Source organism: Streptococcus equi subsp. zooepidemicus, assembly GCF_015689395.1.
Taxonomy (GTDB): domain Bacteria; phylum Bacillota; class Bacilli; order Lactobacillales; family Streptococcaceae; genus Streptococcus; species Streptococcus equi.
In genome coordinates, this window is sequence record NZ_CP065054.1 from 937,642 (window position 1) to 952,701 (window position 15,060).

General features: G+C 44.2%; 10 protein-coding genes. All 10 read left to right on the forward strand.

Features of this window, described 5'->3' with window-relative positions; translation table 11 throughout:
- Positions 1 to 195: 195 nt before the first annotated feature.
- Positions 196 to 702: an RNA polymerase sigma factor gene (locus I2432_RS04405; protein ID WP_229297579.1), complete on the forward strand. Its 507-nt coding sequence runs from the start codon at positions 196 to 198 to the stop codon at positions 700 to 702.
- Complete coding sequence (locus I2432_RS04410; protein WP_206159015.1) at positions 692 to 1,327, forward strand: zf-HC2 domain-containing protein; 636 nt, start codon at positions 692 to 694, stop codon at positions 1,325 to 1,327. Before I2432_RS04405 ends, I2432_RS04410 begins: the two co-directional genes overlap by 11 nt.
- Before the next feature lie 127 nt (positions 1,328 to 1,454).
- The gene (locus I2432_RS04415; protein WP_206159016.1) at positions 1,455 to 2,150 is read left to right on the forward strand and encodes a polyphosphate polymerase domain-containing protein; all 696 of its coding nucleotides are present in this window, start codon (positions 1,455 to 1,457) and stop codon (positions 2,148 to 2,150) included.
- A gap of 13 nt (positions 2,151 to 2,163) precedes the next feature.
- Complete coding sequence (locus I2432_RS04420; protein WP_206159017.1) at positions 2,164 to 2,841, forward strand: DUF4956 domain-containing protein; 678 nt, start codon at positions 2,164 to 2,166, stop codon at positions 2,839 to 2,841.
- Between the two features lie 5 nt (positions 2,842 to 2,846).
- A complete protein-coding gene (locus I2432_RS04425) occupies positions 2,847 to 4,280 on the forward strand; it encodes a CotH kinase family protein (protein ID WP_206159018.1) in 1,434 nt (477 codons plus the stop codon).
- A gap of 6 nt (positions 4,281 to 4,286) precedes the next feature.
- Positions 4,287 to 6,428: a hypothetical protein gene (locus tag I2432_RS04430; protein WP_206159019.1), complete on the forward strand. Its 2,142-nt coding sequence runs from the start codon at positions 4,287 to 4,289 to the stop codon at positions 6,426 to 6,428.
- Complete coding sequence (locus I2432_RS10415; protein ID WP_256605726.1) at positions 6,429 to 6,551, forward strand: hypothetical protein; 123 nt, start codon at positions 6,429 to 6,431, stop codon at positions 6,549 to 6,551.
- Between the two features lie 23 nt (positions 6,552 to 6,574).
- Complete coding sequence (locus I2432_RS04435) at positions 6,575 to 7,969, forward strand: glycosyltransferase family 2 protein (RefSeq protein ID WP_428843969.1); 1,395 nt, start codon at positions 6,575 to 6,577, stop codon at positions 7,967 to 7,969.
- A gap of 208 nt (positions 7,970 to 8,177) precedes the next feature.
- Positions 8,178 to 11,399, forward strand: a complete 3,222-nt coding sequence (gene rexB, locus I2432_RS04440) for an ATP-dependent nuclease subunit B (RefSeq protein ID WP_206159021.1) — start codon at positions 8,178 to 8,180, stop codon at positions 11,397 to 11,399.
- On the forward strand, positions 11,389 to 15,030 hold the full coding sequence (gene addA, locus I2432_RS04445; RefSeq protein WP_206159022.1) for a helicase-exonuclease AddAB subunit AddA: 3,642 nt from the start codon (positions 11,389 to 11,391) through the stop codon (positions 15,028 to 15,030). Before rexB ends, addA begins: the two co-directional genes overlap by 11 nt.
- The last annotated feature ends 30 nt before the right edge of the window (positions 15,031 to 15,060 follow it).

Here is a 15,060-nt window from a genome sequence, read left to right on the forward strand (position 1 = left end):
TCAATATATACTGAGAAAGACTTGGTTCTGTATATTACAGAATCAGGTCTTTTTTGTCTTGACCAAATGTTAGGTGATATATCCCTGTTATTTACCTGACTTGATGACAGCTTATACTAAAAATTAAATTAATCTGTAACTTTTGGCGGATTGGACGGTCTAACAATTAAGGGTGTATTGAGAGGAGACAAGCTGTTGGAATTTGAGGACATATATTTAGAATATAAAGATGATGTCTATAGGTTTGTAAATAAGCTGTGCTGTTATCAAAATAGTTTATCAGATGATATTACTCAAGAGACTTTTCTAAAGGCTTATCGTAATATTGCTAAATTTCGTGGGGATAGCTCAATCAAAACATGGTTATTTACCATTGCAAAGAATACCTTCTTTTCAGAAATTAAAAAGAAAAAATATGAGAATATGTCGATGGAAAGCTTAGAAATCGTTGATGCTAAAGGGCATGATGAACCACTTGATAAGATAGAAAGAAGGGAGCTGTTAGAGATTACACTAACGATTATTTTTAATCTTCCAGAGAAAATGCAGGCTGTCTTTCTGGCCAGGATTTATTCGGGAGATTCCTATGAAAAAATAGCTAAGGATATTGGCATAACAGTATCCTCTGCAAAGGTTCTTGTCTTTAGGGCAAGAAAACATATAAAAAGACAATTACGAGAGGAGTATGGCTATGAGGTATGATTGTGAGTTGATTCAGGATTTGCTACCGCTGTATGTAGATGATACGTTAAGTGATTATAGTAGAGCGATTGTTGAGGCTCATCTGACAAGCTGCAAGGATTGTCAGGCTGACTTAGATGACATTAGACAGGATTATGGCAAGGCTGAAGAAGAGCTTCAGGAGTATCAGGCGGAGGTATGTGCTTTTTCAAGGTTTATTCGTAAGCAACGTCAGCAGATGATAGTGGCTACGATAGGTATTTGCCTTGCAACGGGGATAATGTCCTCAATATTAACAGCACATCGGATACGGGCACCCTTTGACTATGTTGCTATTGATGTGGGAGAGCATGCTCAGCTCAAAAAAGGAGGGCTCTTATCGACTGCTAAGACAACAGCGAAGGACCATGTTGCACTGGTCTACAAGCACAAGGCGCAAAAGGTTAATGGTAGCTTTAAGCTTTCTGAGCTGCAAGCCAGAAAAATCCAGCAGCAGCTCAAGCAGGCCATGCTCAACAAGACTAATACGAGTGACGCTAGCAGCAGACAGCTAGACCAGTCACAAAAGCGCCTGTCCTGTAACCAAGCTGATCAGCTGGTCTACGTTGTTTCAACAGATGGTAGGATTTATTATTTTGGCAGGTGATTGCCCCTTGTAGAGAAAATAACCATTTCATCTGCTCCGATTTACTTATGAGACAGGCTTGTTGGCTGCTGTTATGGTCAGCTTGGTGTTGGGGCATTGCTTACAGACAAAAAAGGAGGACACTGGCGTGAATGAGGTATTGCGTCAAGAAAAAAAGTATTTGATCACCATTGAGGATTATTATCGCTTATCGCATGAATTCTCCAAGCTATTACGACTAGATGCCCATAGCTCTAGTGAGGGGTACGTGATTAGATCCCTATATTTTGATTCCTTGGAGGATATTGATTGGCAGGAAAAAGAGGACGGCATTGAGCTCAGACGAAAAATTCGCCTGCGCAATTATGGTAGCCAGAGCTCATTTGCTAAGTTGGAGATGAAGCAAAAGCAAGGGAGTCATCAAAAAAAGCGGTCCCTGAGGTTAACCAGAGCAGACGCTCAATTGTTGATCAAGGGAGACAGGTCTATATTGCTGACTTATCCTGATCGCTTTGCTGCTGAATGCTATAGTCGTATGACAATGCAGCTCTATCAGCCTAAAACGGTGATTGAATACCAGCGCAAGGCGTTTGTGGCAAAGGAAAACAATATTCGTATTACCTTTGATCATCATATTATCGGGTCTGAGGCCAATGCTGATATTTTTTCAGACCAACTGCCTCAAAATTACCTGCTGGATCCCTATTTGGTCATCTTGGAGGTCAAGTACAATGGCTTTTTGTTGTCCTATATCAAGAAGCTGTTGGAGTCTGTTAATGGTAGCGAGCTAAGTGCAAGCAAGTATTGCATGGGGAGAGCTATCAGCAAGCATTATCGTTTTTAGGAGAGGTATTAAGATGAAACAGTTATTAAGACATGTCTTTGAACAGCGTGGGACCTTGAGCTTTCAAGATGTTTTGCTGCATATTGTGGCTGCAGCCCTGTTAAGTGTTGTGATTTATATTTCCTATGCCTATACCCACACTGGGACTGTCTATAGCAAGAAGTTTAACGTTTCCTTGATGACCTTGACGGTCTTAACAGCAACCGTCATGACAGTTATCGGAAATAATGTTGCTCTATCTCTTGGTATGGTCGGTGCGCTGTCGGTTGTGCGTTTTCGGACAGCGATCAAGGATTCTAGAGATACGGTCTATATTTTTTGGACGATTGTGGTTGGGATTTGCTGTGGTGTTGGTGATTATACTGTCGCTGCCACTGGCAGCAGTGTGATCTTTTTGTTGTTGCTGCTTATGGGAGCTGTTAGAAATGACAATAGACTGTTGTTGATTGTGCGTTGTGATAAGCAAATGGAAGTTGAGCTGGAGCGGTTAGTGTTTAACTACTTTTCGGGCAAGGCGATCCAGCGCGTGAAAAACACCACGTCTGATGATATTGAGATGATATTTGAGCTGTCAAAAAAGGATTACGACAGCACCTATCAGCAGGATAATCAGTTAACTGAGGCTGTTTATCAGCTGGGGCGAGTTGATTATTTTAATATTGTTAGTCAAAGCGATGACATCACTGGTTAATATATATGAAAGAAAAGACGATTTATGTGATTGTGCTGGTGTGTCTCTTGCTCGCTGCTATTTGTGGTATCGGCTTTCCTAAAACGTCTACAAAGCGTATTCATCACCATTTGCAGACAGTCAAAAAGGGCTCCAGAGGCACTGGGTATTTTAGCTCCCATTTGCCTATTATTAGCATTGACACTCACCATCAGCAGATTCCAGAGCAAAGAGAATACGAGGCGCAGACAAAGCGGCAAAAAACCATTAAAACGACGGTCTCGCTTCGTGATCAGCTAGATAGGGAGCACAGCCTGTCTGAGTCTCCTCGCCTGTCCTTGACAGCCTTGATTGCTTATAGGGGAAATTCGTCACGTCATTTTGACAAGAAATCCTTAAAGCTAAGATTTATCAACAAAAGCGCTAAGCCAAAGGCAGTCTCGCTGGCTGGCATGTCCAAGGAGTCTGAGTGGGTGCTGCATGGTCCTTTTTTAGATCGGACCCTAATCCGAAATTACCTTAGCTACAATATTGCCGGCGAGATCATGACTTATGCGCCTAATGTCAGGTATTGTGAGCTAGTGGTGGATCATCAGTATCGTGGCCTGTATTTGGCTGTGGAGAGTATTGAGCAGGGGAGATATCGTGTGAATATCGAAAAAAGTGATCGGAAGTCTGACAAAACACCCTATATCCTTGTTTGGGATAGAAAGCATAAGGCTAAGCAGGCTCTTGATCATTATGTGTCCTATACCAATCAAGCAGGCCTGTCCTCTTTAGACATTAAATACCCAAGCCTGCACCGTCTGACGCCCAAGCAAAAGCAGTTTATTGAACAGGACATCAGTCATATCGAAAAGCTCCTATACTCTTATGATTTAAAGAAATACACTGACTATTTGGATCAAGAGTCCTTTGCAGACTATTTTATTATCAATGAATTTTTTAGAAATATTGATGCGGGGAAGTTTTCAACCTATCTTTACAAGGATTTGCGCGATAAGCTCAAGCTGGTGGTGTGGGATTTTAACAATGCCTTTGATAATCAGATTGAGGCTCCTTATGATGAGGCGGACTTTACTCTATCAGATGCTCCTTGGTTTTGCATGCTGCTAAAGGATCCTAGCTTTGTTAAGCTGGTGGTCACAAGGTACCATCAGCTCCGACAGAACGTTTTATCAACGGATTATTTGATCAAGTATATTGATGCTACGGTTACTTTTTTAGGTCCGGCTATTCAGCGTAATAATCATAAGTGGGGCTACGTGTTTACGGTGCCATCAAGAAGTGATGCCACTAATTACCTTGTGCCAGCTAGTCGTAACTACAGGAGCTATGAGGCCTCTGTTAAGCAGCTAAAGGACTTTATTAGACGTCGTGGGCGATGGCTGGATAAGCACATTGAGACACTTTATCAGTATAGTGCAGCGTCTAAAAATACCAATACATTATTAGAGTAGGTAGTGATGAAGAAATATTTAATCTTTGTTGGTTTGCTCTTGTCTGTGATTGGCTTGAGCTATTATTGTTGTGATATTGATGGTCGCTTGTACCTGCCGGTTTCTAACCAGTCAGCTATTCGAACAAGCTTTTATGCCAAGGACAAGCGCATATATGACCAAAAAGGGTCTCCTTATCTCATCAAGGGGGTTGATGTGGAGAGCTCTATAGCTGGCTATCGTCAACGAGACCTTAGCGTTGATGAGAAAACCTATTACAGGTGGTTCAAGCAAATAGCAGCTATGGGTGCCAATACGATCAGGGTAAGGGTTATTATGCCTGCTGCTTTTTACCATGCCTTGAGCCGCTATAATGACAGAGCAAGTCATTCTCTGTATCTATTACAGGGCTTTAGAATAGACGCTTATCATGATAATGCTTCTATCAGCGCCTTGGATAAGGCTTATTTAGGGACTTTGTTAAGAGAGGCCAGGTCCAGTGTTGATGTGATTCATGGGAGAAAACGGATCTGGCATTCAGATTTAGGGCTTCAGCATTACGATCAGGATATGAGTAAATGGCTGCTTGGCTATATTGTTGGTGATGATTGGCACAGTGGGACGATAGCCTATACCAATCATCAAAATCAGTCCAAGCCTGTAGGCTTTAAGGGAAGGTATTATGCAACGACACCTCAGGCCAATCGGTTTGAGGCTGTACTGGCTGAAATCATGGAGGAAATCACGTCATACGAGAGCTACAAATATGGCTGGCAGCATTTGGTGAGCTTTTCAAATGCACCCCAATCAGATCCCTTTGTCTATCAAGAGTCCTTTGCTTCTCAGGCAGCAAAATATGTTCAACTGACGATTGAAAACATTAGACCTAGCGCTAAGGTTAAGGCCGGTCTTTTTGCTTCCTATAAGCTCTTGGATTGTCACCCGGCTTATAGGGATTACCTGCTGTTTGACCGTCTAGGGCTTGCTCATAGGCTTGTTGGGGATATTAAGCGCATGCCCTTATATCAGGGATATGTCAAGCTGCTTGCAAGCTATCATCGTGTCCCAGTGGTTATGACGGGCTATGGCTATTCGACAGCAAGAGGTGTGGACCAAATGACATCGACTTTCAGGCCCTTGACAGAAAAGGATCAGGGAGAGCACTTGATGGCAGACTACACAGCCTTTGTTGCGTCTGGCTGTTGTGGAGCAACAATCCATAGCTGGCAGGACGATTGGACTGCTAGGAGCTGGAATACCTCCTTTGCAACCAATAGACATCAAGGCTTTCTTTGGGGTGATGTTCAGTCTAAGGCTCAAGGTTATGGTCTCTTAACCTTTGAGCATGCTCCAAGGACGCATGCTATTGACGGGCAAAAGGCAGCAGGTGAGTGGTCTAGAGCTCTGACCTACAGGAAAAATGGGCATCAGCTCCTCGTTGATCAGGACGAAAAATACCTCTATATTGCTATTGAATCAACAAAAAAGCAGCCCTTACAAAGACAATGGCTCATTCCCTTAGACATTACGCCCAAAACAGGCAGCAGGGTTATTGAAGGCTTGAGCGCTCGGTTTGCTCGCTTTGCTGATTTTGCCCTTGTTGTTGATGACCACAAAGGCAGTCGCTTATTGGTGCAGGAGCGCTACCATGCTACTGATGCCAATTACCTTAGGCAGATTAATGGAAAGGACTTTTATGTCTTTCCCCCTAACAAGCATACGCCAAGATTTACTATGGTTGATATGGTGGTGAGAAATGATGGTATTTTTGCAGCCATTGATCAGGTTCCGATCGCAAAAAGAGGACTGAAGCGCTACCCTACCGGCCAATTAAAACAGGGCAATGGCAAACGAGGCTCGGCTCATTTTGATTCGCAGACCGATATTTCCTTTGGAGAGCGTCTGATTGAGCTTAGGATTCCCTGGCAGCTGCTCAATTTTTCTGATCCAGCTTCAAACAAAATACACGATGATTATTTTGAGCACTATGGTGTTGAGGAATTAGCCATTGAGGCGATAGCTATTGGCTTTGCCCCGCTAAAGGAATCAAAGGTCATTACAATGGTAGAGTATCCATTGTTGAGCTGGGAGCGTCCAAGGGTAAGAGAGGTTTTGAAGACCTCCTATCGGCAGGTGCAGGCTGTCTGGCAGGAAAAGAGGAGAAAATAGATGATTTATTACTTGTTGTTTTTTTATATAATCGTTTGCTTAGCAATCCTTGTCTTTAACATTGGGTATTTGATGAAGCAGGCCTTGAGACGCTTTTGTCAGGCGAATGGTAAGCACAAGTGATTGCATGTTAAAGGAGAATGATAGTGCAGCTACTGTTTTTAGTATTGAAATACTCCCAGTATCTTTTTTTAGCGTTTTTGATTGCTTATGCGAGCTTTTTATTGCTGTCCTTAATTGTTGGGGCTATTCATCTTTATGAAAGGCGACAGCAAGTGCCTCTTGGTGATGCTGTCTCTTTACCGCCAGTGTCTATTTTGGTGCCGGCCTATAATGAAGCGCTAACCATTATCGAAACAGTGGAGTCCTTGCTGATGCTTGATTATGGCTGCTATGAGATTATTGTCATTGATGATGGGTCAACAGATCATACCGCCAAGCTCTTGAAGGAACGGTTTCACTTAGAAGCGGTGACCTGCTCTATTAACCAGCGGATCCCAACGCGTCCTCTAAAGGCTGTGAGTCAAAAGCAGCTCAAGCATGTCAGGCTGACCCTGCTTGAAAAGGAAAATGGCGGCAAGGGAGATAGCCTCAATCTAGGGATTAACGCTGCTCAATACGATTATTTCTTGTGCATGGACGCTGATTCGATGCTACAGGAGGATTCGCTTAAGCGTATTGCAAAGACTGCTGCAAAGGATCCGTCTGTCATTGCTGTTGGGGGTATGGTCAAGGTTTCGCAGGGAGTAGAATTAGCAGCTGGAAGGATCGTAGACTACCATTTACCGCGGCAGCTCATTCCTTGTGCGCAGGCAATTGAGTATGATTGTGCTTTTTTTGGAGCTCGCATTTTATTAGACCAGGCTGCTGGGAATTTGATCATATCAGGAGCGTTTGGCTTGTTTAAAAAGGAGCTTGCGATTGCTGTTGATGGCTATGATACTGGGACTTTGGGAGAGGATATGGAGCTGGTGATGAAATTACATTTTTTCTGCCAGAACAACAAGATTCCCTATCGTATCGGCTATGAGACAGACGCTATTTGCTGGAGCCAAGCGCCCAGTCGCTTGAAGGATTTGTGTCAGCAAAGGCGTCGCTGGTTTTTAGGGCTGTATCAATGCTTGAAAAAGTATCTCCAGTTTTTTGTGAGCGGTCGGTTTAAGGTGACGGTACTCATCTCCTATGTGCTGTACCTTTTGTTTGAGCTTTTATCTCCTTTTATTGAGGCATTTGGTGTTATTATCATTGTGCTGTCTTTGCTATGCCATCAATTAAACACAACCTTTTTTGTGTCACTGATGCTGCTCTATATTTGCTATTGTGTGCTTATTGCGTTGACATCGTTTTTAAATAGGGTTTATTTTCAAAACTATCGTAGTATTACTCTTTTTGATATGGCTTGGGTAATCTATGCTGCCATCTACCAATGCCTTGTTCTTCATACGGTATTAACCCTTATCAAGGTGAGCAGCTTTATTGGCTATCAGCGTAAGAAGAATGCCTGGGGACAGATCACAAGAGACAAGCACAGGGCAGCTTAACTAGGAGTTCCTAGCCTGTTTTTTGAGCCTATACAAGACAAAGCCTTATCATTTCTTGCGTAAAGCAGCAGATGTGAAATGGTAGGCTTTTTTCATGCTGTGAGCGCTTCTTGTGGCGTTTGAAAGATCATTAACGATGGGAAAAGCAAGGCTGATTTGTTATAATGGAGGCATAGACGTTGTATCAGGTCCAAATAAAAGGAGTTTTATGAAATTACTATACACAGAGATTAGCTATTCCATGACAGAGATTTTAGTCAAAGAGGCAAGAGCTTATGCTGATAAGGGCTATCGTGTCTTTTATATTGCTCCTAACTCCCTATCCTTTGAAAAGGAACGCTCTGTCCTAGCCTTATTGCCAGAGCAGGGCTCCTTTGCTATTACGGTGACCCGTTTTGAGCAGATGGCGCGTTATTTTACCTTAACCAAGGCAGCTAATCGAAAAGCTCTAGATGATAATGGCTTAGCCATGATTTTTTATCGTGTGCTCATGCAGCTGCAAGAAGAGGAGCTAAAGGTTTTTCATCGTCTACGGACAGATCAGGCCTTTATTGCCCAGTTAGTTGAGCTATATAAGGAATTGCAAGCAGCTAATCTGACAGCCTTTGATTTAACGACGCTTGATAGACCAGAAAAAAAAGAGGACCTGATCACGATTATGACCAAGGCTGAGCAGCTGATTGAACAAGGAGATTACGATCGGTCAAGTAGGCTGGCTCAGCTTGCTTGGGCTATCAGAACTAAGAGTCTAGATGCCGAGCTAAGACAGACCGTACTAGTGATTGATGGCTTTACCCGCTTTTCAGCTGAGGAGGAGCAGCTGCTAGCGCTCTTAAACGAAGCCTGTGAAGAAATCGTTATTGGGGCTTATATCAGTCAAAAGGCTTATCGATTAGCCTTTACCAAGGGAAATCTCTATGAGGCGAGCCTTGCGTTTATACAACAGCTGGCACAGCAATTTCAAACCAAGCCGATCTATACAACATCAGAAAAGGTCTTTGATGTGTCATTTTCTCGCCTGACACAGCTTCTTGAGGCCAATCATGACTACTCACAGCTTGATTGGCAGCTCAGCGCCAAGGACAAGAGCAAGGTTGTGATCTGGCAAGCGCTCAATCAAAAAGAGGAGCTTGAGCATGTTGCAAAGGCCATTCGTGAGAAGCTCTATCAGGGTTATCGCTATAAGGACATGCTTGTCCTTTTAGGTGATGTAGCGTCTTATCAGCTACAGATTGGTCCTATCTTTGAGAAATTTGAGATCCCTTATTATATCGGCAAGCAAGAGCCCATGTCTGCTCACCCCTTGGTTCAATTTGTCGAATCCTTAGAAAGAGGCCGCAGATACAATTGGCGACGTGAGGATATTGTTAACTTACTAAAATCAGGACTCTTTGGGCGCTTTCAAGAGGGAGAGCTGGATCAGCTTGAGCAGTACTTGACCTTTGCTGATATTCAAGGCTTCACCAAATTTTCAAGACCCTTTACCCTAAATTCCTCACGTCAGTATCCCTTGCCCCTTTTGAATCAGCTGCGGCTTGCTGTGGTAACCCCGCTCCAGCAGCTTTTTAAGAGTCAAAAGCAGCTAGGGACTTCTCTGCTTGATAAGCTAATGACCTTTTTTAAGACCATTCAGCTGGCTGACAATTTTGAGGCACTAGCAGGCAGTAGAAGAGAAGCTGACAGGGAAAAGGACGAGGAGGTTTGGAAGACCTTCACAGGTATTTTAGAGACCTTTTATCAGGTGTTTGGTCAGGAAAAAATGACCCTTGCAGACTGTCTAGCTCTAATCAAGATGGGCATGCAGACAGCACATTATCGGACAGTGCCTGCGACCCTAGATGTTGTGTCTATCAAATCCTATGATCTGGTGGAGCCGCATTCCAAGCCCTTTGTGTTTGCGATTGGCCTGAGTCGCTCTCATTTTCCTAAGCAGACAAAAAACACCAGTCTCATCTCAGATCAGGAAAGAGCAAGCATCAATGAGCAGACTGCCTCTTACCAACGCCTTGATGTGCCGAGCTTTGAAAATATCAAGAAAAATCACCAAACAGCACTTTCTCTGTTTAATTCAGCGACGCAGGAGCTGGTGCTAAGCCTGCCTACAAGCTCAACGAATGGCTCAGATGATGTCTCTCCTTACCTGAAGGAGCTGATTGCCCTTGGTGTTTCCGTCATTGAAAAAGGGAAGAACCGTTTGTCACATTCAGCAGCAGATATTGGCAACTATAAGGCTCTCTTGTCTCGCTTGGTGGCTATTAATCGGCAGGGCATTGCAGATGAGATGATCGATGAGGATAGAAACTTTTGGACGGTTGCTCTTCGTTATCTGAAGCGCAGACTAGCCAATGAGCAGTTAAGTCTTCCAGCTCCTGAGCATCATCTGGCTACTAAGCCAGTAGCGCCTGAGGTTATCGAGACCCGCTTTCCGAGTCATCAGCCTTTGAGCCTATCCTCATCAGCTTTGACTGTATTTTATAACAATCAATACAAGTATTTCTTGAAATATGTCCTAGGGCTGCAAGAGCCGGAGTCTATTCATCCAGATGCTCGCATTCATGGTCAATACCTGCACCGTATTTTTGAGCTGGTGACTAAGGATAGGACTGATGCTGCCTTTGATAAAAAGCTAGGCGCAGCTATTGCAGCAGTTAATCAGCAAAGCGCTTTTCAGCAGGTTTATCAGGCTGATGCTGAAGGGCGATATAGCTTAGAGGTCCTAAAGGGGATTGCTTACTCAACAGCTCCTGTCCTAAACCTTAATCAAGGCATGCAGGTGGCCAAGCAAGAGGAGGCCTTTGAGCTGGCGCTGGGTCATCAGGCGCTTATTCGAGGGGTTATTGACCGTATTGACCAGCTAGCTGACGGTAGACTGGGTATTGTAGACTACAAATCCAGTGCAAGGGTATTTGACATTGGTGCCTTTTATAATGGCTTGAGCCCTCAGCTTGTGACCTATCTTGCTGCCTTAAAGAATAAGGGTCAAGGTCTGTTTGGCGCCATGTACCTGCACATGCAAGAGCCAAGGCTAAGCCTATCTGACTTTAAGGTGCTTGATGATCAGCTAGTGGCTGCGGCTTACAAGGAATTAACCTATAAGGGCATTTTTTTAGCTCAGGCCAAGGAATATCTGGCTAATGGCAGCTATCACCTTAACAACACACTTTATGAGACTGATGAGCTAGAAACCTTGCTGGCTTATAATGAGCAGCTATATCTGTCTGCTGTGAAGCAGATTAAAACAGGGCATTTCCTAATAAACCCTTATACCGCAGACGGCAAGTCTGTTCAGGGTGACCAGCTCAAGGCCATCACGCGCTTTGAGGCGGATTTAGATCTAGGGTACGCAAGACGCCTAGTCGTCCTACCGGCTAAAGAAAGGAGACAGGCTTTCTTGACACGAATGAATGAGGAGATAAAGCATGAGGATTGATGAAGGCTTTCTAACGCCAGAGGCTATTGCTCGTTTGCAGCAGGAGGAGGCCTTATCAGATAAGAGACACAAGCGGACAGCACAGCAGATTGAGGCTATTTATAGCAGTGGTCAAAATATCTTAGTATCAGCATCTGCTGGCTCAGGCAAGACCTTTGTCATGGTTGAGCGCATTTTGGATAAGATTCTAAGAGGGATTTCGGTTGATCGCTTGTTTATTTCGACCTTTACCGTAAAAGCAGCTACTGAGCTAATAGAGCGAATTGAAAAAAAGCTCCACACAGCTATAGCAGAGACTGAGGATTATCAGCTTAAGGCTTATCTTAATGACCAATTGCAGGCCTTATCACAGGCTGATATTGGTACAATGGATGCCTTTGCGCAGAAATTGGTTCATCAGCATGGTTATGTTTTAGGGATTTCACCACACTTTCGCATTATACAGGATAAGGCAGAGCAGGATATCTTAAAACGCGAGGTCTTTAGTCAGGTTTTTGAGGCCTATATGGCACAGGCAGACAACAAAGACTTTATACAGCTGGTGCAGAACTTTTCTGGACGTCGTAAGGATAGCTCAGCCTTTAGAGAGATTGTTAATAGCATTTATGCCTTCAGTCAATCAACTGCCAATCCTAGCAGCTGGTTGGCAGAGGTCTTTTTACGGGGGGCTAAGACCTATACCAGCTTTGCGGATATTCCAGACCAAGCTGTAGACGCTCTCTTAGCCTGTATGCAGGACACTGCTGATCAGCTGAGAGACCTGACAGATATGGAGGGCTATGCTCAAACGACCAAGGCCGGCAAGCTAACTGCCAAATACACTAAGCACCTCAAAGTGATTGACAGCTTATATGAGTGGGCTCTGCATTTTGACAGCCTTTATGGCAAGGAGCGACTAGGCCAGCTAGCACAGGAGCTAACAGCCTTGCTTCCTTCAGGAGCTGACATAACTGTGGCCGGTCACAAATACCCTATTTTTAAATCGCTACAGGAGCAGCTGGTAGGATTTAGGCACTTGGAGACTATCCTTGCTTATCAACAGGAGAGCCTACCACTTTTGGAGGTGCTGCAAGCCTTTGTGATCAGCTTTTCAGAGGCCTATTTGGCTGCAAAAATGCAAGAAAATGCCTTTGAATTTTCAGATATAGCTCATTTTGCCATTGAGATTTTACAACAGGCTCCAGATATTCGCCAAGCCTATCAACGCCATTATCATGAGGTGATGGTTGATGAATACCAGGATAACAATCACATGCAGGAATGCCTATTAGAGCTGCTGTCTAATGGCCACAACCGCTTTATGGTTGGGGATATCAAGCAATCCATTTATCGCTTTAGGCAGGCAGATCCTCAAATCTTCAACCAAAAGTTTAAGGATTATCAAAGCAATCCCGAGCATGGCAAGCTGATTTTACTAAAGGAAAATTTTCGCAGTCAGTCAGAGGTCCTCAATGTCACCAACGCTGTCTTTAGCCGCCTTATGGACGAGTCTTTAGGAGAGATTACCTATGATGACAAGCACCAGCTGGTAGCAGGCAGTGAGGCACAAAGGCAGCCATATCCTAATAATCGAGCCCAATTGCTGCTCTATAACACCGATCAAGCTCAAGAAGGCACCGAGGAAGCCTTAGCTAACGATGGTATCTCCTTTGGAGAGGTAGCCTTAGTGGCTAAGGAAATCATCAGGCTTTATAACGAAGAGAAGGTTGCTTTTGAGGATATCACCCTGCTTGTTTCATCACGTACCCGAAATGACACTATTTTCCAGGTCTTTAACCAGTATGGCATTCCTCTCGTTGCTGACGGTGGCCAAGAAAACTACCTCAAGTCAGTTGAGGTGATGGTCATGCTGGATACGCTCAGAAGCATCAACAATCCTTTGAATGATTATGCCCTAGTGGCCTTAATGCGCTCGCCAATGTTTTCCTTTGATGAGGATCAGCTGGCAAGAATCTCACTGCAAGGCAGCTCACAAAAGCAGCCTCAAGCCTTCTATGACAAGCTTAGCAATAGCTTGAGAGGACAAGGCGAGCACCCAGAGCTGATCGGTCAGGAGCTGATGACAAAGCTGGCTGATTTTGATGGGACCTTGAGAGACTGGCGTCAATTTGCAAAGCTTCATTCGCTTTACGAGCTGATTTGGAAGATTTTTAACGATCGCTTTTACTTTGACTTTGTAGCAAGCCAGCCAAAGGCAGAGCAGGCTCAGGCAAACCTTTACGCCCTTGCTATACGGGCTGACCAATTTGAGCAATCAGGCTACAAGGGACTCTCACGCTTTATTGGCATGATTGATAAGGTGCTGGAGACGCAAAATGATTTAGCAGATGTTGAGGTCGAAAGGCCTAAGCATGCTGTTAACCTCATGACAATTCATAAATCAAAGGGACTTGAATTTCATTACGTGTTCATTTTGAATTGCGACAAGCGCTTTGCGATGGCTGACCTACAAGCACCAATCATTCTAAATAGAGATGAGGGAATCGGTATCAAATATGTCGCCAATGTAAAGGAGCTTCTAAGAGAAGAAAAATTGGCGTCGCTCAAGGTTACGATGGAAACTCTTCCTTACCAGCTTAATAAGCAGCAGCTACGCTTGGTGACCCTATCAGAGCAAATGCGTCTCTTGTATGTGGCCATGACGCGAGCAGAAAAAAAGGTATACCTCATTGGTAAGGCTAGCAAGGAAAAGGTACAGGAAAAAACAGCCGACAATAGCTCAGAAGGACGCTTAGCCTTAGCTAGTCGAGAAAGATTGCTGAGCTTTCAAGACTGGCTGCTAGCGATAGCAGCAACATTTAGCAAGGAGGACTTGTTTGTTGATGTGCGATTTGTTGATGACGGTGACTTAACACCAGAAGCTGTTGGTCAGCTAAGGCCCTCAGGGCTGCTACAAGCAGATGATCTCAAGGACAACCGTCAAACAGAGGACATTGCGCGTGCCTTAGACATGCTGGATAAGGTGTCAGAGCTCAATGCAAGCTATCAGGCAGCCATTGAGCTGCCGACGGTGAGAACCCCTAGTCAGCTTAAAACCCTTTATGAGCCTCTAATGGATACTGATGGTGTTGATATCATAGATCAGCCTTATCATAGGCCCAAGACCTTTGAGCTTCCTGATTTTTCTAAGAAAAAGGCTGTTGAGCCTAGCCAGGTCGGCTCAAGCCTGCATGAGCTCATGCAGCGTATTCCAATGTCTGATCAGGTTACTGCTGGTGATATTGAACAGACCTTACAGCTTGTCTCGGCTGACGCAGAGGTCAAGGCAAGGCTTGATATTAAAAAGGTAACCTCTTTTTTTGCGACAACTGAATTGGGGCAGCTCCTGCAAGAGCATCACCAGTGTCTACATCGCGAGGCTCCTTTTGCGATGCTGAAAAAAGACAGCCTAAGTCAGGAGCAGTACGTAGTGCGTGGTATTATTGATGGCTACCTGCTTTTTGAGGATCGTATTGTTCTTTTTGACTATAAGACAGATCATTATCAGCATTCAGCTGAGCTGAAGCAGCGGTATCAGCAGCAAATGGACCTGTATGCCGAGGCTTTGAGCCAATCCTATGGGATTGCAAAGGTCGAAAAATATTTGGTATTAATGGGTGGACCACAGCTAGAGGTTGTCCGCCTAGCCTAGTCATTGGCTCATAGTAGAGTGATGATAGTC